Annotated in this window: 14 protein-coding genes; 6 read left to right on the top strand and 8 right to left on the bottom strand. The window is 47.2% G+C overall.

The genetic code is table 11. From position 1 onward, the window contains the following. Positions 1–217 precede the first annotated feature (217 nt). Positions 218–1552, top strand: a complete 1335-nt coding sequence (locus GXP69_RS04950) for a DEAD/DEAH box helicase (protein WP_163913063.1) — start codon at positions 218–220, stop codon at positions 1550–1552. Positions 1553–1993: 441 nt separating this feature from the next. After that, positions 1994–2140 carry a hypothetical protein gene (locus GXP69_RS04955; protein WP_163913065.1) on the top strand — a complete coding sequence of 49 codons (147 nt, stop codon included), beginning with the start codon at positions 1994–1996 and terminating at the stop codon, positions 2138–2140. Between the two features lie 157 nt (positions 2141–2297). Here the strand turns inward: GXP69_RS04955 and GXP69_RS04960 are convergent, their stop codons facing one another. Further along, complete coding sequence (locus tag GXP69_RS04960) at positions 2298–3191, bottom strand: DMT family transporter (RefSeq protein ID WP_163913067.1); 894 nt, start codon at positions 3189–3191, stop codon at positions 2298–2300. A 75-nt stretch (positions 3192–3266) separates the two neighbouring features. On the opposite strand from GXP69_RS04960, the gene GXP69_RS04965 reads away from it, so the two are divergent. From GXP69_RS04965 to GXP69_RS04980, 4 genes are all read left to right on the top strand, one after another. Beyond that, entirely contained in the window at positions 3267–4421 is a 1155-nt protein-coding gene (locus GXP69_RS04965; protein WP_235925566.1) for an AI-2E family transporter, read from the top strand. 69 nt (positions 4422–4490) lie between these two features. Further along, positions 4491–5762: a replication-associated recombination protein A gene (locus GXP69_RS04970; protein WP_163913069.1), complete on the top strand. Its 1272-nt coding sequence runs from the start codon at positions 4491–4493 to the stop codon at positions 5760–5762. Positions 5763–6060: 298 nt separating this feature from the next. After that, entirely contained in the window at positions 6061–7824 is a 1764-nt protein-coding gene (sppA, locus tag GXP69_RS04975) for a signal peptide peptidase SppA (protein ID WP_163913072.1), read from the top strand. A 264-nt stretch (positions 7825–8088) separates the two neighbouring features. After that, positions 8089–8904: a purine-nucleoside phosphorylase gene (locus GXP69_RS04980; RefSeq protein ID WP_163913074.1), complete on the top strand. Its 816-nt coding sequence runs from the start codon at positions 8089–8091 to the stop codon at positions 8902–8904. A 64-nt stretch (positions 8905–8968) separates the two neighbouring features. On the opposite strand, the gene GXP69_RS04985 is transcribed toward GXP69_RS04980, so the two are convergent. From GXP69_RS04985 to GXP69_RS05015, 7 genes are all read right to left on the bottom strand, one after another. Continuing rightward, complete coding sequence (locus GXP69_RS04985) at positions 8969–9775, bottom strand: DUF4249 domain-containing protein (RefSeq protein WP_163913076.1); 807 nt, start codon at positions 9773–9775, stop codon at positions 8969–8971. After that, positions 9775–12078: a TonB-dependent receptor gene (locus tag GXP69_RS04990; RefSeq protein WP_163913078.1), complete on the bottom strand. Its 2304-nt coding sequence runs from the start codon at positions 12076–12078 to the stop codon at positions 9775–9777. Before GXP69_RS04990 ends, GXP69_RS04985 begins: the two co-directional genes overlap by 1 nt. 247 nt (positions 12079–12325) lie before the next feature. Continuing rightward, positions 12326–14215, bottom strand: a complete 1890-nt coding sequence (locus GXP69_RS04995) for a M61 family metallopeptidase (protein WP_163913079.1) — start codon at positions 14213–14215, stop codon at positions 12326–12328. A 228-nt stretch (positions 14216–14443) separates the two neighbouring features. After that, complete coding sequence (locus tag GXP69_RS05000; protein WP_163913082.1) at positions 14444–16843, bottom strand: ABC transporter permease; 2400 nt, start codon at positions 16841–16843, stop codon at positions 14444–14446. Between the two features lie 35 nt (positions 16844–16878). Then, positions 16879–19275, bottom strand: a complete 2397-nt coding sequence (locus GXP69_RS05005) for an ABC transporter permease (RefSeq protein ID WP_163913084.1) — start codon at positions 19273–19275, stop codon at positions 16879–16881. Between the two features lie 93 nt (positions 19276–19368). Further along, on the bottom strand, positions 19369–20085 hold the full coding sequence (locus GXP69_RS05010; RefSeq protein WP_163913085.1) for an ABC transporter ATP-binding protein: 717 nt from the start codon (positions 20083–20085) through the stop codon (positions 19369–19371). A 161-nt stretch (positions 20086–20246) separates the two neighbouring features. Beyond that, a complete protein-coding gene (locus GXP69_RS05015) occupies positions 20247–21497 on the bottom strand; it encodes an efflux RND transporter periplasmic adaptor subunit (RefSeq protein WP_163913087.1) in 1251 nt (416 codons plus the stop codon). Between the last annotated feature and the right edge of the window lie 48 nt (positions 21498–21545).

The raw sequence follows: 21545 nt of genomic DNA on the forward strand, positions 1-21545 counted from the left end.
GCAACTATAGTTAGCTGTCTGCGTTCAATCACGCCAATAGGAACCTACCTGATTTAGCCGTACCTTTGCAACCTTCGTCTTTAAACCAGGCAAGAAGAACTATACTTGCGGTTTAAAGGTTAATAAAAATATGCCGGGATTGATCGCAAATGCAATGTATTCCCGGGACTGCTGAGACAGTGCGCATGGCATTGTACAGCCCAATTAAACCAAATACATGACATTTAACGAATTAAACCTGATAGAGCCTATCCTTGCCGCTCTTAAAACTGAAGGATATACCAACCCCACTCCGATACAGCAAAAAGCAATCCCTTACATACTTCAGAAACGCGACCTGCTAGGTTGTGCGCAAACCGGTACCGGTAAAACGGCTGCCTTTGCCATTCCGATTCTGCAGTTGCTGAGCGCTTTGCCACAAGATCGTAACAAGCGAACTATAAAATCGCTGATACTGACACCTACCCGTGAACTGGCTTTGCAAATTAGCGAAAGCTTTGGCGCTTATGGCCGCAACACCGGCTTAAAGCACACGGTGATTTTTGGTGGCGTATCGCAGCACCCGCAAACCGAAGCCCTGAAAAGAGGAGTGGATATACTTGTAGCAACCCCAGGCCGTTTGCTGGACCTCATGGCGCAGAAGTTTATCGACCTTAGAGATCTGCAGATATTTGTGTTGGACGAAGCAGACCGCATGCTGGACATGGGCTTTGTGCACGACGTACGCAAAGTGCTGAACGTGATTCCAGAGAAACGCCAGTCGTTGTTCTTCTCGGCTACTATGGCTCCGGAGATCATGAAGCTGGCCGATAATATACTTGTTGAACCTGCGAAAGTAGAAGTAACGCCTGTTTCGAGCACAGCGCATACTATACAGCAGAAGGTATACTATGTAAAGAAGTCGGATAAAAAGAACCTGCTGATACACCTGCTGAAAGGCGAGGAGATTGACCGCGTACTGGTATTTACCAGAACCAAGCATGGTGCCGACCGCGTTGCCCGCGACGTAACAAAAGCCGGTATTCAGGCTGAAGCCATTCACGGCAATAAGTCTCAGAATGCTCGTGTACGTGCCCTTGATAATTTTAAGAGCAGCAAAACACGCGTGCTGGTAGCCACTGATATTGCCGCCCGCGGTATTGACGTAGACGACCTGAACCACGTGATCAACTTCGAGCTGCCGAACGAACCGGAAACCTATGTGCACCGCATTGGCCGTACAGGTCGTGCCGGCGCAAGTGGTACAGCGCTTTCGTTCTGCGATGCTGAAGAAACATCGTACCTGGTAAGCATCCAGAAACTGATCTCGAAGAACGTGCCAGTAGTAGATAACCACCCGTATCCGATGACAGCCAAGGATTTTGCTGAAGCAGCCACAACGCTGAAAGAACAGAAGAAAAAGGGTAGCAACGGTGGCAGAAGCCGCTGGGGTAATAAACCTTCCGGTAACAGTGGTGGCCAGAGCCGCAGCCATAACACTGGCGGTGGGTCAGGCCAGCGTAGTGGTGGTAACAGAAACTGGGGGAATAAGCCCAGAACTGCCAGCGCATAATTTGGCTTACCTATAAAGTATAAAAACTCCTGCTGAAGTTAATTTGGCAGGAGTTTTTAGTTTATTGAATTTTAGTTATCCTGTTTTGTCATGTCGAGCGTTAGCGAGACATCTCATTTGTTCCATAGTTCCTCCTTTGTCATTTCGAACATCGTGAGAAATCTATCGCAGTCTATAGTTGAAGTTATCGATATATATCTAACTTTAATTACTACTCGACACAAACTGTTCATGTTATAGTTTCCTTTTATCCTTGGAGCTTTACCAGCCTATCGTTTCAATCCAGCTTTGGTGCGCTCACGGCCGCGGGGCCCCGTCTTCGGGCATCGCGCGGTGTACCTTTCTTTTGTTCGTTCCTCACAATGGCTACGGCACCAGAAATCTACAAGGCGCTCAACCCAAAGACTGAAATCTTTCGATAGCTAATTTATAGTTTGTTGAATGGCTATAGTTCTATCGCCTTTCCGTGGTGGTAGTTTCTTGAGGCCAGGTAAACCTGCCCAGCTCGTGGACTGTAACTATAGAACTATAGTTGAAACTATAGCTATAGCCAAAATTCCCCTCTCGGGAGGGGTAGGGGTGGGTTAAAATGCCAACTATAGAACTAAAGCTACTCAACTAAAGCAAAAGCCGGAAAGCTCCCCGCCTTAGACAAGGAGGGGGTAGGGGTGGTTGGACCAACAGCAACTATAAAACTACAGCATAATCTCATAATCCCTCAGGTCCTATATCTTAGTTCAGATAACTACTCCGCAACAGCCTGCCTTGTACGGCTCACCAGGTAAACTCCCGCAAAAATCAGCAAGGCATAAATTCCTTTTTGTAAGGTAAATACGTCCTTACCAAAACCAATAGCGATAACTATAGCCATAAGCGGCTGTAGGTAAATATAAGCACCAACCAGTGAAGGGTTTGCATAGCGAAGCGCCCAGGTATTAAACAAATAGGCAACTATTGTTACAGCCAGCACCATGAAGACAATCGCCCACCAGATCTCTGCTGGAAACAAACTATAGTTCGGGGCCATTACCTGATTAAACCCAAATGGTACTACAATAACGGCACCCACAGCAAAAATGCGACTAACGATGGTAAAGGCATTGTACTTCTGCATCAGGGGCTTTACCAGTACCAGGTATAATCCGTAACTCGCTGCGTTTAGGATGATCAGCAAATCGCCCCACAGGTTACCAGGTGTGCCTTCGCCTCGCGAACTATAGATCAACAGAAAAGCGCCGGAGCAGGCCAGCGCAATACCACCTACTTTACGCGCGCTTACCCGCTCCCGCAGCAGGATCGCCGAAAATAAAAGCACGATAATAGGCACAATCACCATCAGCAAAGCTGCATTAATGGGCGAAGTCAGGTTAAGGCCGCCGAAGAAACAAAGCTGGTTAATGGCAATGCCTGTAATGCCACAAAGTACAGACCGCATGTTATCTGCCCAGCCTACAATCTTTTCTTTCACTACCAGGCGCGAAAATATTCCGAAAAAGATAGCTGCCGACACCACGCGTATCACGATCAGCCCGTACGGACCAACGTAAAATGGCATCACTTCTTTGGCTATGCTATAGTTGCTTCCGTAAATGAGGGCAACCAGGAAAAGCGCACCATGCACCTGTACTTGTTTACTCATGCCGCAAAGGTACGCGCTTATTCATTTTAAACCGTATAAAGACGATTAACACGACCTGCAAACTATACCGAAACTATGGACGGGATCAATAAAATGCCTGTATCCGCCCGGAGGGCACTGGAGATAATGGGCCTTTTCTTTCTGGGGTGGACAATTGTACTGGCAAAAGGATTGCTGGCGCCGTTGCTGATGGCTTTTTTTATGAGCATTATGCTCTTGCCGGTATTTCAGTTCTTCAAGCGGCGCCGTTTCCCCGATGTGCTGGCTATAGTTATAAGTCTGTTGTTGCTGGCCGTTGTGTTTGGCGGGATCATCTGGTTTTTTGCCATGCAGATAGGCGACCTGATCACTGATTTCCCAACGATACAAAAGAACGTTACCAAACATCTGGGCTCCCTTAGTGCTTGGTTAGAAGGCATAACGCCGTTCTCGACAGCAGAACAACTGAAATTTATAAACGAACAAAGCACCAAACTACTAGATTATGCTGGCTCTTTGCTGGGTGGCGCTGCCGGCTCGGTAACATCATTAGTGGTTTTCCTTGGTTTGCTGCCGATCTATATTTTTCTGGTGCTGTTCTACAAAAACCTGTTGCTCCGTTTTATATTTCTTTGGTTTCCGGAGGAGAGGCACGAGAAAGTAGAAGAAACCCTGCGCGAAGTAAAGGTGATCATAAAAAGCTACCTGTTTGGGTTGCTGATACAAGTGACGTATATGACCGTTTTGCTGGGCGGTATCCTGCTGCTTGTCGGCATCAAGCATGCTTTACTGATCGGGCTGATCTTTGCTTTTCTGAACCTGATACCTTACGTAGGTGCCCTGCTGGGCAATATTATCGGGGTGCTGCTCACATTGGCATCTTCTTCAGAACTATGGCCTATCCTTACAGTACTGGGAGTTATTGCCGGGGTGCAGTTCCTGGATAATAACATCCTGATGCCGCGTATAGTTGGTTCCAAAGTAAAGATTAATGCCCTGGCAACTATAGTTGGTGTGGTAGTTGGCGGAGAGTTAGCAGGTATTGCCGGTATGTTTTTGTCGCTGCCCATTATTGCGGTACTGAAAGTGGTGTTCGACCGTACTGACAGCTTTAAACAATGGGGCGTATTGTTTGGCGATGAGAAACCCGAACACAGCCCCATGCAGGACCCCGAAATGCGAGATGACAGCGAGGAAACCCGTGAGCGCCTGGAGCGTGAGAACGAAGTGGAACCGCCGCGGGAAGATTAACCGGCTTACCAGTTTGCGCTCAAATACGTACCTTTGTATTTGCCCTTTGGCAGGTAACTTACTTAGCTCATGATTCACCCGAATATACCTCTGGCCGAACGCATGCGGCCGCATAACTTAGATCAGTATTACGGACAAAAACACCTTGTAGGCCCGGACGGAATACTACGCCGTTACATAGAAGGTGGTGTAATTCCCAGCATGATTTTGTGGGGGCCTCCGGGCGTTGGCAAAACCACGCTGGCCAATATTATTGCCAACCAGATGAAGGTGCCTTTTGTAGCTTTGAGTGCGATAAACTCCGGCGTAAAAGACATCCGCGATGTAATTGACCAGGCCAAAAAACGGCAGGGCACAGTATTGTTTATTGATGAAATTCACCGGTTTAACAAGTCGCAGCAGGATGCCTTGCTGGGTGCTGTAGAGAAAGGCATAGTTACCCTGGTGGGCGCTACTACCGAGAACCCATCTTTTGAAGTGATATCTGCCTTGCTGTCGCGTTGCCAGGTTTATATACTGAAGCACCTGAGCAAAGATGAGCTGATAGAGCTGGTAGACAAGGCACTGGAACAGGACGAGTGGATGCGCCACCGAAACGTGAAAGTACAGGAATACGAAGCCTTGCTGACCATATCAGGTGGCGATGCGCGAAAGCTGTTAAACTTGCTGGAAATTGTAGCCGAAGGCGTGCAGAACGTGGACGAAGTTATAGTTACCAACGAGCTGGTAAAGCAGGTAGCGCAGCAGAACATCGTGATGTATGACAAGTCCGGGGAGATGCATTACGACCTGGTTTCAGCCATGATCAAATCCATCCGCGGTTCTGATCCTAACGCTGCCGTATACTGGCTGGCCCGTATGATCGAAGGCGGGGAAGATCCTAAATTTATTGCCCGAAGGTTACTCATAGCTGCTTCTGAGGATATTGGTCTGGCTAACTCAAATGCACTGCTGATGGCAACATCCTGCTTCCAGGCGGTGCAGATGATTGGCTACCCCGAAGCACAGATCATTCTTTCGCAGTGCACGGTTTATCTGGCAACCTCGCCTAAGAGTAATGCGACTTACATGGCCATTAAAAATGCGCGGCAAATGGTGCAGCAGACAGGTAATCTGCCTGTGCCTTTACACATCCGCAACGCGCCAACCAAGCTGATGAAAGAGATAGGCTACGGCAACAACTATAAATACGCCCACGATTATGAAGGCAACTTTGTACAGCAGGAGTTTATGCCCGACGGCCTGAACAACACCATGTTTTACGAGCCCGGCAACAACGCCCGCGAAAACGACATGCGCAAACAACTACAAGCCCAGTGGGGGAAGAAATATAGGTATTAGCAGTTTAAGAGTTAGAGAGTTTAGGAGTTTAAGAATTAAAATCACAATGTAATATAGGGACACAATATTTTGCATTTCGTCAGAGAAGAAGCGAAACTATAGTTGAAAAGCAGAATTTTATAACCCCTAAACTCTTTAACTCCCAAACTCCTAAACTATAATCGTTTGTCTATACAATACCCAGGTTGGTCGAGAAGGGGATGATTACTTGAACTATACGCACTAAATTTGTTTATTGTAGTGTGGGGCTGCGTATAGTAGCTACATGAATCAACTATATAAATACATAACCTAAACTATGTTACAATTCCTGAAATATGTGCTGGCAACTATAGTAGGCCTGCTCTTATTCTCCTTCCTGAGCATACTCATCCTGATCGGGATTGCTGCCAGTGCCGCTTCTAACGACGAAGTACGCATAGTAAAAAACTCTGTGCTGGAGCTGAAATTCGACAGACCGATAGCAGAGCGTGAGCCAAGTAACCCGTGGCAGGAGCTGGGCTTCTCATTTGGCGGCTTCTCCAGCACCGATGGTCTGGATCAGATAAAAGCAACTATTCGCAAAGCTAAAACCGACGATAATATCAAAGGTATTTTCCTGAATATGCGCTTTGTGGATGCCGGTATGGGTAAAATGGAGGAGATCCGTAACGAGCTGATCGACTTTAAAGAATCTGGCAAGTTTATAGTTTCTTATACCGATCTGTCGCAGGAGAAAGCTTATTACCTGGCTTCAGTTGCTGATAAGATCTACATGAACCCGCTGGCTACGGTAGAGTTTAACGGCATGAGCTCTGAGGTTTACTTCTTTAAAGGCACACTTGAGAAACTGGACATTAAACCACAGATATTTAAAGTAGGTGAGTTCAAGAGCGCTGTAGAGCCTTTCTTCCTGGATAAGATGAGCGACCCGGCACGTCTGCAGATGCAGTCTTTCCTGAATTCGATCAATGATTTCCAGATGCGCAACATCGCAAAATCGCGCAACAAGACTTTTGAAGAGCTGAAGAATATTTCAGATAATTTGCTGGTGCGTAACGCCGAAGATGCCAAAAAGTACGGCTTGATCACCGATGTTGGTTACTACGATGAGGCCATCACTTACCTGAAAGAGCAGGCTGGCGTTGAGGCAAAAGATAAACTGGAGCTGGTAGCTTACAGCAAATACAAGAAAGCTGAAGGGAATAAAGAGTCTAACTCATCTAAAAACCGCATTGCCGTTATTTATGCGGAAGGCGACATTGTTGATGGCAAAGGCGATGACGACAACATTGGCAGCGACCGTTACGCCGAAGCGATCCGCAAGGCCCGCCTGGATGACAGAGTGAAAGCTGTTGTACTGCGTATTAGTTCGCCGGGCGGTAGCGCACTGGCATCAGACGTAATGTGGCGCGAAATTCAGCTTACCCGTAAGGTGAAGCCTGTTATTGCATCTATGTCCGATATGGCGGCGTCAGGTGGCTACTATCTGGCCATGGGTTGCGATACCATTGTAGCACACCCGAACACTATTACCGGTAGCATCGGTGTGTTTGGTATTATCCCGAACATCCAGGGCTTTATGAACAACAAGCTGGGCATAACTATAGATAATGTAAAGACTGGCAAGTACTCTGATATTCCTACGCTAACTCGCCCGATGACAGCTTTTGAGCAGCAAATTGTGCAGCAGCAGATTGACCAGATCTACGACGTGTTTACCAAGAAAGCAGCACAAGGCCGTGGCATGACGCAGGATAAACTGAAAGAGTATGCATCGGGCCGTGTTTGGTCTGGTGCCGAAGCCAAAGAGCGTAACCTGGTAGACGTATTTGGCGGCCTTGATAAAGCAATTGAGATTGCGGCAGCTAAAGCCAATATCACGGACGACTACCGTTTAACAGAGCTTCCGGCGCGTAAGTCGTTCCTGGAAGAGCTGGTAGGCGACACTGGCAAGCAGGTAAAAGAAAGCTACGTAAAAGCAGAACTGGGCGAACTATACCCGCTTTACAACATGTATAAAAAAGTAGAGCACCTGCAGGGCATCCAAACCCGCATGCCTTACAACCTGAGCGTGGAATAATTTTGAATGAGTGAATGAGCGATTGTGCTCTACACTATCTATACTTTAAAACCGCCGTGGCTATAGTTAGCCACGGCGGTTTTGTTTTTGAGGGAGATTTAATTTTAGAAGACCACTGTAAACTATAGTTTTGATGTTCTGTAATTTACGGCTATAGTTTCAAACCTGTGATGAAAGTCATTTATTCAGAACTATAAAATCGGCTACCTTTGCACCACTTAATTCAGTAATTTACTTCAGTCACTTAATCATACTTAAATTGCCATGATGCAGCAACTACACGAAGCCAAAGCCTATATACAGCAGCACACAGAAAACTTTGCTCCGGAATTCGGGATTATTCTGGGAACCGGCTTGGGCGCTCTTGTAAACGAGATAGAAGTACAGTACAGCCTTTCATATGCTGATATTCCACATTTTCCGGTATCAACAGTAGAGAGCCACTCTGGCAAACTGATTCTGGGTACGCTGGGTGGGCGTCGTGTGATCGTGATGCAGGGCCGCTTCCATTACTACGAAGGCTATGACATGCACCAGGTGGTGTTTCCGGTAAGGGTAATGAAATTGCTGGGCATCCGCAAGCTGTTTGTGTCTAACGCATCAGGCGGTTTAAATCCGGAGTTTAACGTAAGCGACCTGATGATCCAGACCGACCACATTAACCTGCAGCCATCTAACCCGCTTATCGGCCCGAACCTGGATGAACTCGGACCACGCTTCCCGGATATGAGCGAAGCTTATGACCGCATAATGGTACAGCAGGCATTAGAGATTGCCGCAAAAGAAGGTTTTACCGCGCGAACTGGTGTGTATGCTAGTGTGCCAGGCCCGATACTGGAAACCCTAGCCGAGTACAGCTATATCCGAACTATAGGTGCAGATGCGGTTGGCATGTCAACGGTGCCGGAAGTAATTGCTGCCCGCCACATGGGCCTTCCGGTGTTTGCAGTTTCGGTTATTACCGATATGGGTACGCCGGACAGAATCAAGAAAGTGATCCTGAGCGATATTCTGGAAGCTGCAGCTATAGCCGAACCGCGCATGACCAAGCTTATCCGTGAGCTGATTGCTGTACAGTAATAGCAGTAACTATAAAAGAAAGCGTCCCGGCTAAACTATAGCCGGGGCGCTTTCTTTTATAGTTTTAATTATCCTCTTTAATAATAACAGTCTTGCGGTCGTAAACCAGGTTTGTGAAGATGCCAATGCCGCCCTGTACAGATGATTTTATTTTAGTAGGCTGTGAGAACGGGTTGCCGTTGGCGTTTCGGGCATCGCTTACAGAGCGCAGAAAGTCATAGTATTGCTTCTCGATGTTGAACAGCGACAGAATCAATGTATCACCTACTTCATAATCGTAAGCCGAACCGTAGGTAGTTACTTTCCCGTTGGTGAGGTTATCGTCTGTAACAAAATCGCGCCGCGCATTCTTTTTCATGCTGCCTACATGGGTCATGTAGCGGTAATAATTGGTCATATCCGGGTCGTCCTGGAAAGTAGTTAAGAGCAGCGCCTTGTCTTTGTCGTTAAACTTCCACTCCAGTTCCGAGATCGGTACTTTCGGTAAAATAGTGGTGAAGCCGGTCACCACCCGGTCTTTCGTACCTATTACTTCTATACGATATGTTTCGCCGGGCTTGGCGTTCATGCGTGTGGAAGATTTATGCGTGTAGTAGCGGTTTGTACGGTTGTTGTAGCCCGGGTTATAGTTTAGCTGCACGCGCTTGTCCCGGTACATAATGTAAACTTCGGTGCTGGGTATAGCAGGTGCAGTAGGCGGATCAAAGTAAGACGAAGACTCGAGTACAGTAGCTTCGAAAGTATAACCGTTCTCTAGATAGCACTCCACAACCAGTTGCGGCTCATGTGGCGGCAACACTACTTCTATCTCTTTCTCCATATCGCAGCTCAGTAAAAACACGAGCGGCAGCAGGTATAAAATGCGTTTCATCAGAACTTAAAATTATAGGTAACCGAAGGAATAACCGGGAACAGCGAAACCTGTTTGGCCCGGAAGCCAATGGTCTGATCTTCGTCGTCGCGCATCTGCTCAAAGTACACAAAGTAAGGATTCCGGCGGTTATAAGCGTTGTAGGCACTAAAGGTAAGATCAGCTTCGCCTCGCTTAGGTTTCAGCTTCCAGACTGCGCCCAGGTCCAGGCGGTGCGATGCCTGCAGCCGGAAGCTGTTCCGGTCAGAATAGATTGGTACAATGCCTGGCTCTTTCCCCTGCACATCCTGCAACGGAAAACGGGCCACAGGCAGCGAAAAAGCATTGCCGGTGCCATACACAAAAGCGCCTGTAAGGTGGAGCCGTTTGTTTAGTTTATGCAGTAATACAAGGCTGATGTCGTGGCGGCGGTCGTATCGGGTTGGGAAGCGCCGGCCGTCATTAATCTCATCAAACTGGCGGTAAGTCCACGACAGGGTGTAGCCCAACCAGCCGGTGGTGCGTCCTTTTATTTTTTCAAGGTAAATTTCGTTTCCGTAGCTTTCTCCTTTGCCAAACAGGAATTCATTCTCCAGGCTGTCGTTCACAAAAACATTGGCCCCATCGCGGAAGTCTATCTGGCGGTGCATCCACTTATAGTATAGCTCATTTGTGATCAGGTACTTTCCGTCGCCGAATAAGTGGCTTACGCCCAAGGCTAGCTGCTGCGAGCGCTGCGGCTTTACGCGTGGTGTAGACGGAAACCAGATATCAGTAGGCAAGGAAGCGCCTGAATTAGCTACCAGGTGAATGTACTGCATCATGCTGGCGTAGCTGGCTTTTAGCGAGGTGTTGGTGCTTAAACTATAGCGGGCAGCAGCGCGTGGTTCCAAGGCAGTATAGGTCTTGCCCTGGCTGTTGAAGCCCGAAAAGCGCAGGCCATAGTTCAGCGATAGCTGTGCATTCAGCTGGAAATCATCAGAAAGATAAGCCCCGAACTCTGTTGCCTGGTAGGTATTGCCAGCACTAAAGTTCTGCAGATCATCGTCGCTGTCGAAGTTAAGGCGGCCTACCGTAAAGCCGTGTTTTATGCCTGCAGCGCCAAATTTTATAGTATGTTTCTCAGCAGGGCGCCACTCAAAATCAGTTTTAAGCGTCACATCCTGCACATCCGAACGCAGGTTAAAGCTGAATACATCTATTTTATTGTTTATGTTGTACTCGTACCCCGTGGCGGAAAGCGATGTATTCACAAACAGGCGCGGATTAAAGGTATGGCGCCAGTTAAGTGCACCCATAGTATTGCCCCAGTTAAACGAAAAGCTGAAGCCAGCATCGTTAAAAGTAAAGAAGTCGCGTCCGAAGTACCCACTCAGCGAGATCTCGTCGTAGGGGGTTGGCTTATAGTCCAGGCGGGCATTAAAGTCATAAAAATAGTAGTCGGGGATGGGGCTGTAGTCTTTTTTATCTTTGTTTACTTTGTTGATCAGGCGCGTAAAAGTATCTACGTAGGTGCGTCTGCCCGAAATCAGGAACGTAGCCTTATCCTTTTTGATCGGACCATCAATCGTAAGCCTGGATGAGATCAGGCCAATGCCGCCGTTTACGCCAATCTTCTCGTTATTGCCACGGTTCATGCGCACATCCAACACCGACGACAGCCTGCCGCCAAACTGAGCCGGAAAACCGCCTTTGTAAAGCTCCACATTCCGGATAGCATCGGGGTTAAACACACTGAAGAAACCGAACAGGTGCGAAGGGTTATAGATAACGGCATCATCAAGCAGTACCAGGTTCTGGTCGGGACCGCCACCGCGCACATACAGCCCTGAAGAACCCTCGCCACCAGACTGCACGCCCGGCTTTAACTGCAGCGTTTTAATCAGGTCCACTTCCCCGAAAAGGGCAGGCAACAGCTTTGCCTCGCGCGAGCTGAGCTGCTCTACACTCATGCGGTTGTCATTTAGTTTCTGTTCCAGGCTGTTTGTTTCTACTATTACTTCCTGTAGTTTATTTTCGGTGGGCTGCAGGGCAATGGCTATAGTTTGAGCTGAGGAATTAACCGTTATAGTTTGGCTGTAAGGTTGGTAGCCAATGTACGTAACTTGCAGCTGATAACTACCAGCAGGCAACGATAAGGTATAAAATCCGCGTGTGTCGGTGGATGCACCTGTTTTAAGTTCGGGCACAGCTACCGTAGCGCCAATCAGGGGTTGGCTATCGGTGGCAGAGCGAACAATACCACTTACAGTATAACGCTGGGCAAATCCGGCACTGGAGAGTAAAATAAAGCAAATAAAAAGTAAGTACCGGGTTAAAGGCATGTTGTAAACGGTTATTAATCAGTGCAAAACTATACAATTTATAGCCAGCAGCCGAAATTTTATTTTAGCCATAGAAACACAACATGCCAGAAATCTGATTGTTTGATGTAAATAAATTGAATCTAAACTATAGGAATGCCAATTTCTGCAAACGCTATAGTTTAGATTCTTTGCGTATTGGTTGAGAATAAAACGGATGTGTTTCACAAAGCGCTTCAAACGCCTTAGCAGCTATAGTTAAATACAGTTACTGAGCGCCTTTTCCGAGCCAGGCAGCACGAAGAGCCAGTTGCCCTGGTGTAGCATTCGGGGCGGGCTCCAGGTAATGGGGAACCATGCGCTCCTGTTGGCGCACCTTACCCTTCAGGGTTAACTCCTGCATTACGCCTGCTTTGTTCTTCCGGCCAACGGTTACAGTTATTTCCTGCCCAGGCTTCATTTCCTGTAATTCTTCTCCTATAAGTTGGCGCACATTTGCCGGCGAGATTTCAGTGCCGTTCCATTTCAACAGCTGGTCGCCGGCCTGCAGGCCTAGTTCACGACCAAAAGGGTCCAGGTTATCCGCTGATTCTACAATCAGTTTACCGGTTTCTTCATCGTAGCCGGACATAAAGCCGCCGTAAGAATTTACCAGCTGTTTCGACAGGGGCTCGTACAGGATGCCTACCTTTTTAAAGGTTTCTTCCAGTGGCAGTGGCTCGTTACCTTCTACATAACGGGTAAAAAACTGCCGTATTTCCGGGTAAGTCAGTTCTGTGATCTTATCAAACAGTTCATCGTCTTTAAAGGCTTTGTCTTTGCCATAGGTTTTGCCCAGGTCCTGCATCAGGTCGCGCAGGCCGCGTTTGCCACCCGAAAGCTCCCGCAGCCGCACATCCAGCACCATGCCTATCAGCGCTCCTTTCTGGTATACGTTTCCATATTCCTTCTCATATTTATCCAGCACAAACTTGCTCATTTCTGTAAACGGAAGGGTATCGTTATAGTATGCTTTGGATGTGGCAATGTACTCCTGCAGTTTACCTAAAAACTCTTCCATCCCGATCAGGCCTTCATACACCTGCACATGCGAGGCAAAATATTCGGTTACGCCTTCGTACATCCACAAATGCTTCGACATATCCGGGTTAATAAAATCGAAATTGCCGATCTGCTCAGAGTGTATCGTCAGCGGTGTTACAATATGGAAAAACTCGTGTGCAGCCACATCGCGCATGGTACTTGTAAACTGCTCTTCCGGCATCTCGGGCAGGAAGTAAACCGAGGAATTGGAGTGTTCCAGGGCGCCATAAGAGCCGGTCTTGCCTACGCGCTCCGGCACATAGATCAGAAAAGCATATTTATCTACAGGCAGTTTTCCGCCCAGGTAACTGCGCTGCGCTTCCAGTATATCGTTAATATTTGCTGCAATGGGTTTGGATGTGATACGGCCGCTTGGCGAGTAAACCGATACCAGCACACTGGCACTGCCTATAGTCAGTACAGTAGTGTCAGGGACATTATACATCAGCGGCGAGTCGGCCAGCGTTACGTAATCGTCAACCAGGTAGGTGTCTGTTGTGGCTGTAGATGCAGTGGCAATAAGCGGAGTAGAGCCGTAAAAGCCCTGTGGTTTGGTAATATTCAGCTCATAAGGTGCCTGTTTCAGGCCATCCAGATAACCAATAAATCCGAAAGGGTTTATCAGGAAATTTTTACCTGCTTCGATGTTTGTGCCGCCCGGTTCAAATACTGTATCGGTTTTCTTGATGGCATCAAAAGTATCGTCTACCCAGTAGGTTATTTTCTCCAGGTCTTTTGCGTTGCCGATTTTCCACCGGTTTGTGTCGAGCTGCTGTACCGGCAGCTTTGCGCCTTTTTTATCGAGTGCTGTAAACTCCGATACAAACTTCCCGAAATCAGAAACAGAGTAAGTGCCCGGCACAATTTTAGGCATGTTATAGATCACCTCATCCTGTTTAATTTCAGGAGGCATTATAGTGACCATTACCTTGTCACTTTTCACTTGGTTCAGGTCCAGGGCAACTATGTAGCGGTCAGTTGCTGGTTTGTATGCAGTGGTTTGCCCAGGCCGTGCCGACGAGCAGCCAGGTAGCGTAATGGTGCAGAGCAGGATAAAGTATCTGTTAAGGTTCATGCGTTTTTATGGTTTCAGTTTGCCGGTGTTGTGTAAACGTGTACAGGCTGTTTTTAGATGTATAACTTTTAGGCCTTAGAACTAAACTATAGCAACACTGCTTTAAGCTAAACTATAGCTATAGTTGGCAGTCGCGAAAGAGGACAGCAGTAAAGTTGAAAGGATGCATTGCCGGTATTCCAGCGCTGCATCCCTTCTAAAACAAACAACAAACAACTTCTATATATTTTACTGTGTCCGGATGGCTTTAACCGGGTCCAGCATGGCCGCTTTCAAAGCCTGGAAACTGACAGTTAGTAGCGCAATGGTCATAGCAGCTAGGCCTGCAACTGCAAAAATCCACCAGCTAAGTTCTGTTCTGTAAGCAAAGTCCTGCAGCCATTTATCCATGCTGTACCAGGCAATAGGTATGGCCAGAACTATAGCAATCAGTACCAGCAAGGCAAAATCGCGGGAGAGGAGCAGTACGATGCTGGTGGTTGAAGAACCCAGCACTTTGCGGATGCCTATTTCTTTAGTGCGCTGTTCGGCGGTAAACGATGCCAGCCCAAACAACCCAAGGCAGGCAATAAAAATGGTTAGCCCGGCAAAGTAACCAAACACGGTCAGCATCTTTTCTTCGGTACGGTACTGCTTATCAAAATGCTCGTCCATAAAAAAGTACTCCATCGGGTGTTCTGTATCGAAAGCCTGCCATTTTTCCTGGATGTAGCTTATAGTTGCCGGCATGTCCTGCGGTTTCATTTTCATTAAAAGAAAACCAGGAGATTCAGGTACAAGCGCCAGTATCATGGGCTCTACTTTGCTGTGCAACGATTTTATATGGAAATCCTTTACTACGCCAATTACTTTTGCATCCCAGTCATCCATCTGAATGCGTTTACCGATCGGATTCTTCCACAGCATTTTTTTTACAGCCGCTTCATTTACGATCAGTCCACCTTTCAGGTCTGTTTTAAACTCTCTGGAGTAGTTGCGGCCTTCTTTCAGTTCAATGCCCATTACACCCACAAAGTCATAATCCACAAACATTACGTCCATCGCATTTTGCAGGGTTTTACCGTCTTTTTCAGCAAATACAAGGATGGTGCTTGTTTCGTCTGCCGGAATACTCACCGAATTGGATACCTTCTCGATGTTGGGGTTGCGCAGTAATTCCTGTTTTATACTTGGCAGTTGTTTTACCAGCGTAGAGTCGCCGGTCGGGATATCAATGATAAGGACCTGCTCTTTGTTAAACCCAAGTTGGCGGTTCTTTAAAAACTGCATCTGGCTGAAAACTACCAGCGTACCAATGATCAGGATAAGCGAAATGGTAAACTGGATAACGACCAGCGATCTGCGTAAGGTAGCGTTTCCGCCTCTGGGTGCTTTGTCTGCTTTCAGTACATCAACAGGTTTAAACTGGGATAGGAAGATGGCAGGATAACTGCCGGCTACTGCCCCGATAAACACAATGATGGCAAATAGCGCAATAATAACTTCCTTCTGTAAAAAGAAATTAGATTCGAGGTGCTTATCTGTAAGTGAGTTGAAAGTAGGAATAAGGATCTGCGCCAACGCTAGTGCCAGAATGACTGCCAGTATGGTTATCAGAAGCGATTCGCCTATAAACTGGCCAATGATCTGGGATCGGTACGCGCCAACTACCTTTCGTAAGCCTACTTCCTTAGCTCTTTTGGCAGAGCGCGCTGTAGCCAGGTTCATGTAATTTATACTAGCAATCAGTAGCAGAAAAACTGCGACAACCGAGAAGATGTAGATGTAGCTAATGTTGCCCGGAGCGGATATATCTTCTACATATTCGGTATCGAAGTGAATGCTGCGCAATGGCTGCAACACAAATTTCATCGAAGCCTGCAGATCGTTCTCTTTAAGCCAGGGAGTAACATGAGTGGCTGCAAATGTCTTCAGCTTTTCCTGGAAAGGAGCGATCTGGGCTTCATCCTGCAGCAGCACATACGTATATCGGCTCATATGGAACCAGTGGTTATTATCCGTTAATACATCCTGCCGTTGCGTGTCGAAAGTGCTACGGGCCAGAAAAGCATTGGCGTGTATATGAGAGTTGCCTTCGTTTGCAAAAACACCTGTAACATGGTACGAGTTACGACTGAATTTAAGCACTTCGCCAATGGCTTTTTCTGCGCTTCCGAAATACTTCTGCGCCATTTGCTCGCTTACAACTATAGTTCGGGGCTCGGCTAAAGCTGTAGCGGGGTTGCCGGCCAGAAACTTATAGTCAAAGATTTCGAAGAAGGCGCTGTCAGCAAATAGCAGTTTGTCTTCGTTAAAGCTGCGGCCTTTGTACCAGATGGTTTGCTTATTGGCAGGCAGCAGTTGGGTGACATGTTCCAGCTCGGGGTAATCTTTCAGCAGGAAAGGGGCAAGCGTAGGCGCAGACAAGGCAAATTTGTTTGTCTGGCCGTCGTGCTCTATTTCGCCGGCAACGCGCACAATGCGGTCTGCCTTGCTGAACTGGTTTTCATAGCTTAGTTCGTCCTGCACATACAGAAAGATAAGGATACACGAAGCCACCCCCAGCGCTAGCCCGGCGATGTTAATAGCGGAGTATACCTTGTTGCGGTACAGGTTGCGGAGGGCGACAAGCAGGTAGTTACGAAACATAAGCTTATACAGGCTTCTATAGTTTTAATTCTCTTTTATTCAGCGCGCAAGGCTTTAACAGGATCTGTTGTGGCTGCCTTCAGGGCCTGGTAACTGACCGTCAGCAACGCAATAGCTAAAGCTCCCATACCTGCTGCTACAAACTGCCACCAGCTCAGCTCGGTACGGTAAGCAAAGTTCTGTAGCCACGTATCCATGGCATACCAGGCAACAGGCACGGCCAGCACAATGGCAATTACCACCAGTGTTGCAAAGTTTCCGGTAAGCAGGACAACAATATCTGTAACACTACCACCCAGTACCTTCCGGATACCGATTTCTTTAGTGCGCTGCTCAGCCATATAAGATGCCAGACCGAACAGACCCATACAGGCAATCACTATAGTTAGCAGCGCGAAAAAAGTAAAAATGGTCAACATCTTTTCTTCGGCCTGGTATTGCTGGTGAAAGCTCTCGTCTAGGAAACTATAGTCCATAGGGTAGCCTGGGAAGTACTTTCGCCAGATATCTTCCATATCAGAAAGTGTTGCAGCAAGAGGTGTATTGGCTTCAAGCCGCACGACGAGCTTACCAAAATGCGGGTCCAGCTGAATAACCAATGGCTCTATTTTGCTGTGCAGCGAAGTGTAGTTGAAATCTTTTACAACACCTATCACAGTACCATTGGCAGTATCAGCCCAGGTAGGTTTAATGCGTTTGTCAATGGCATCTGACCATCCTAACTCTTTTACTGCCGCTTCGTTCAGGATGTACCTGAACTGTTCGTCTGTGCGGATATCCTTTGAATAATTTCGCCCGGCACTAAGTTTCATGCCCATCAGGTCGAGGTATTCATAACCTACACTAATGGTATTGATGCTTTTCTTTACCAGTCTATTGTTCTGTTCAAGCAGGTAATCTCCTTTAACGGCGCCTTCGCCGGGCAACTGCTGTGCATTTGTGGTTAAAACAACCTGTGGCAGCCTACGGAACTCCTGTTTAATGGCGGCCAGGTTCTCCTTTTGTTTTACCCAGCCAATAGACGGAATACTGATTGCTACCACCTGCTCCTTATCGAAACCAAGATCGGTATTCCGGACGTGCATCATCTGGTCGTACACAACTATAGTTCCGGTAATAAGGACGAGTGAGATGGTAAACTGAGCAACCACCAGGCCTTTACGTAGCAGTGCATTTCCGCTTTTTGGGGTCTGGTTTGATTTAAGGACCTCTGCGGAGCTAAACCTTGAGAGGAAAAAAGCCGGATAACTGCCTGCAACTATACCAATAAACAGCACAATAACGAGCAACGCCATTCCTAGTTCAGAACTAAGGATAAGCACGCTGTCTATCGTTTTACCGGTAACGGTGTTAAAGAGCGGCAAAGTGAGCTCAACCAACATAAGCGCCAGCAACGAGGCAACTATAGCCAGCAGCACAGATTCAAGTAAAAACTGTTGAATTACCTGCGCGCGACTTGCCCCGATAGCTTTTCGCATGCCTACTTCCTTTGCCCGTTTTGCGGAGCGGGCTGTAGCCAGATTGATATAGTTAATAGATGCAATCAGCAGTAGAAAACCCGCTATTACGCCAAAGATGTAGATGTACGTAATGTTTCCTACTTCCCCTACAGGAGCTTCCTTTTCCTTATCAAGGTACGCATCTGTGATATTCTGAAGCTGGAAGGTAGCGCCTGTAATGCCTGCTAGTGATTGGCCTGGAGTTGCTTTTCTGTCATAAAGGTCCGCTATCTTTTCCTGGAGTGGGGCAGCGTGTTCTTTTTTATGCAGCTTCAGGTAAGTATAACCCCCGATTCCGTTCCAATCAGTTACATAATATTCTGTCTGGGCATCGAAGTGCAGCGGAAGAATAGCCCCGGGATTAATGTGAGATGGAGCAGTCTGGTCGATTACACCTGTAACTAAAAAAGTACTAGCAATATACTTTACCGGTTTACCAAGAGCAGCTTCCAGTGAGCCGAATAGTTTGCCAGCCAGCTCAGATGTAAGCACGATAGATGCAGGGGCTTTAAGAGCAGTGGATGGATTGCCAACTATAAACGGAAAATCCAGCACTGAGAAAATATTACTGTCGGCGTAAATGATGTTGTCGGTGTAGAAGGCTTGCTCGTCGGTGCGGATAGCGTTTTGTCCCATGTTTATCAGCACGGTTGCGCTCTCCACTTCCGGGTATTCCTGGGGCAGAAGCTGAGCCAGCGGGCCAATTGCTGCTGCTGTTTCTATAGTTTGATCACCTTTCTGTACGGTACTCGTTACCCTGTAAATTCTGTCAGCATCCTTAAAGCTCTCATCATAACTTAGTTCATGCTGCAAAAACAGGAAGATCAGCAGACAGGATGCTATGCCAACAGCTAACCCTACAAGGTTTATGGCTGTGTATACTTTGTTACGAAGCAGGTTGCGAAGTGTAATAACAAGGTAGTTTTTTAACATAGCTCAGAAAGGGATATAGTTTGAGAAGGGCAAAACAAGGATAAGTGGCGCATCCGGTAAGATGCGCCACTTATAAACTACTCATGATGTTTTTTATAACAGCTCCGCAGCATGCTTGCGCACGTTCAGGTTCTCTGTCACGATCTGGCCGTCGAACAGGTTCACAATGCGGTGTGCGTATTCGGCGTCAGAAGGAGAGTGCGTTACCATTACTACCGTAGTGCCGGCTTCATTCAGTTCAGTTAGCAAAGCCATTACTTCACGGCCATGTACAGAGTCCAGGTTACCGGTTGGTTCGTCGGCAAGTATCAGGCTTGGGCTGGAAACGGTGGCGCGGGCAATGGCGGCACGTTGCTGCTGACCACCCGATAACTGCTGCGGGAAGTGGTTGCGGCGGTGTGCAATACCCATACGTTCCATGGCTTCTGTTACGCGTTTTTCGGTTTCTGCTTTGCTAACGCCCAGGTAAGCCAGCGGCAAGCCAATATTTTCTTCCACGGTCAGCTCATCGATCAGGTTAAAGCTTTGGAACACGAAGCCCAGATTCTGCTTGCGTATTTTGGCACGCTGACGCTCACTGGCATGGGTAATATCCTGGCCCAGAAATTTAAAGCTGCCAGCAGATGGGCTATCCAGCAAACCAAGGATGTTAAGCAGGGTAGATTTTCCGCAGCCAGATGGTCCCATAATAGCTACAAATTCGCCTTTCGCGATCTGCAGATCTACACCGGCAAGGGCAGTAGTTTCAACAGTATCAGTTACATATTTCTTTTGCAGCTGCTTTGTTTCGATGAGTAGTTCCTTGTTCATGTTGTTTATTTCGTTATCCGTTGATGGTTGTCCGTTATTTGTTTCTCAATTCAGTTTTATTTTGTACTAAGGGCGCGATGTTTCTTAATTGTTATATTGTTGATGGTTAAATTGTTGACTCGTGGTGTGTTAACAATTTAACAATTCAGCCATTCAACCATTTACTTCAGTTCCAACCGGTCTATGTTGCCGTAGCTGTCGTAAGACGAAACGATAACTTTTTCGCCTGGCTGCAATCCTTCAATTACTTCATAATGATTCGGGTTCTGGCGGCCTAGTTTTATAGTTCGTTTTTCGGCGAACGTGCCCGATTTATCAACTACAAATATCCAGTTTCCGCCTGTGCTCTGGTAAAAGCCGCCGCGTGGTAGCAGTACCGCCTTGCCACCATCGTTCAGGTTCAGCTTTAGCTGCAGCGTCTGGCCACGACGAATGCCTTCCGGAGTGCCATTAGCAAACTCCATATCCACCTGAAAAGTGTTGTTTTGCACTTCAGGGAATACCTTGCTTACTTTAACCTGGTAAGTATTTCCGTTAAATTCGAAATTGCCGGTAAGGCCCGGGTAAATTCTTGATATGTAGTGCTCGTCTATGTTGGCTTTTACTTTATAGCCGTTCAGGTCATCAACCTGGCCAATGTTTTCGCCGGCTGCTTTGCTTTCGCCAACTTCTGCTTTTAGGGTAGATAACTGGCCGGTAAATGGTGCTACTACATACAGGTTATTCAGCGTATTGCGGGCCATATCAATGTTAGCTTTCATGCGGTAGATCGACTCATCCAGCTGGCGTAAACGGTCCTGCATTAGTTGGGCATCCTGCTTTACAGAGCGCTCTCCCAGTTCTTTCCGGCGCTTCAGGTATTGGTAATTGTCTTTCGATGTTTCGTACTCTTCTCTCGAGATGGCGCCTTCGGCAATCAGCATTTTGTTGCGGTTGTAAGTGCGTTCTGCTGTGGTCAGATTATATTCGATTTCAGCCAGTTCGTTCATTTTGCGGATCTGGTCCTGCTTCATCAGAATTTCAGAGTTCTGGCGCTCGTTCATCAGATCGTACAGTTGCGTTTCGCGGGTCATAAAGTCGATCTGCAGTGTGGTGTTCGAAAGCTTCAGAATAGTGTCGCCTTTCTCCACCATACGGCCATCATCGGTATAGATTCTTTCTACGCGGCCGCCTTCTGTAATATCCAGGAAAAACGTTTTAAGCGGGTCTACAGAGCCATCTACAGCTATAAATTCCTGGAACTTGCCTTCCTGCACGGTGCCCATTGTTACACGCTGTGCTTCCACATTAAGCTTAGAAGTATGCTCGGCAAAAAGCAGGTTATAAATAACCACCACCAGTACCAATGCCACTGCAGCTACGATGGCTATCTTTTTAGGTGTATACTTTTTTTTCTCGATAATGCGATCCATAGTCTGGTAAGCTTGTGTTCTGTGTATAGCCCAATGTCAATACTTGTG

The sequence above is a fragment of the Pontibacter burrus genome, from assembly GCF_010686685.1.
In the GTDB taxonomy this organism is placed as follows: Bacteria; Bacteroidota; Bacteroidia; order Cytophagales; family Hymenobacteraceae; genus Pontibacter; species Pontibacter burrus.

What these genes read in the sequence shown, in the direction of transcription:
- GXP69_RS04950 (WP_163913063.1), top strand. Translation starts at nt 218, where the DNA reads ATGACATTTAACGAATTAAACCTGATAGAGCCTATCCTTGCCGCTCTT.
- GXP69_RS04955 (WP_163913065.1), top strand. Translation starts at nt 1,994, where the DNA reads ATGGCTATAGTTCTATCGCCTTTCCGTGGTGGTAGTTTCTTGAGGCCA.
- GXP69_RS04960 (WP_163913067.1), bottom strand. Translation starts at nt 3,191, where the DNA reads ATGAGTAAACAAGTACAGGTGCATGGTGCGCTTTTCCTGGTTGCCCTC.
- GXP69_RS04965 (WP_235925566.1), top strand. Translation starts at nt 3,267, where the DNA reads ATGGACGGGATCAATAAAATGCCTGTATCCGCCCGGAGGGCACTGGAG.
- GXP69_RS04970 (WP_163913069.1), top strand. Translation starts at nt 4,491, where the DNA reads ATGATTCACCCGAATATACCTCTGGCCGAACGCATGCGGCCGCATAAC.
- sppA (WP_163913072.1), top strand. Translation starts at nt 6,061, where the DNA reads ATGTTACAATTCCTGAAATATGTGCTGGCAACTATAGTAGGCCTGCTC.
- GXP69_RS04980 (WP_163913074.1), top strand. Translation starts at nt 8,089, where the DNA reads ATGATGCAGCAACTACACGAAGCCAAAGCCTATATACAGCAGCACACA.
- GXP69_RS04985 (WP_163913076.1), bottom strand. Translation starts at nt 9,775, where the DNA reads ATGAAACGCATTTTATACCTGCTGCCGCTCGTGTTTTTACTGAGCTGC.
- GXP69_RS04990 (WP_163913078.1), bottom strand. Translation starts at nt 12,078, where the DNA reads ATGCCTTTAACCCGGTACTTACTTTTTATTTGCTTTATTTTACTCTCC.
- GXP69_RS04995 (WP_163913079.1), bottom strand. Translation starts at nt 14,215, where the DNA reads ATGAACCTTAACAGATACTTTATCCTGCTCTGCACCATTACGCTACCT.
- GXP69_RS05000 (WP_163913082.1), bottom strand. Translation starts at nt 16,843, where the DNA reads ATGTTTCGTAACTACCTGCTTGTCGCCCTCCGCAACCTGTACCGCAAC.
- GXP69_RS05005 (WP_163913084.1), bottom strand. Translation starts at nt 19,275, where the DNA reads ATGTTAAAAAACTACCTTGTTATTACACTTCGCAACCTGCTTCGTAAC.
- GXP69_RS05010 (WP_163913085.1), bottom strand. Translation starts at nt 20,085, where the DNA reads ATGAACAAGGAACTACTCATCGAAACAAAGCAGCTGCAAAAGAAATAT.
- GXP69_RS05015 (WP_163913087.1), bottom strand. Translation starts at nt 21,497, where the DNA reads ATGGATCGCATTATCGAGAAAAAAAAGTATACACCTAAAAAGATAGCC.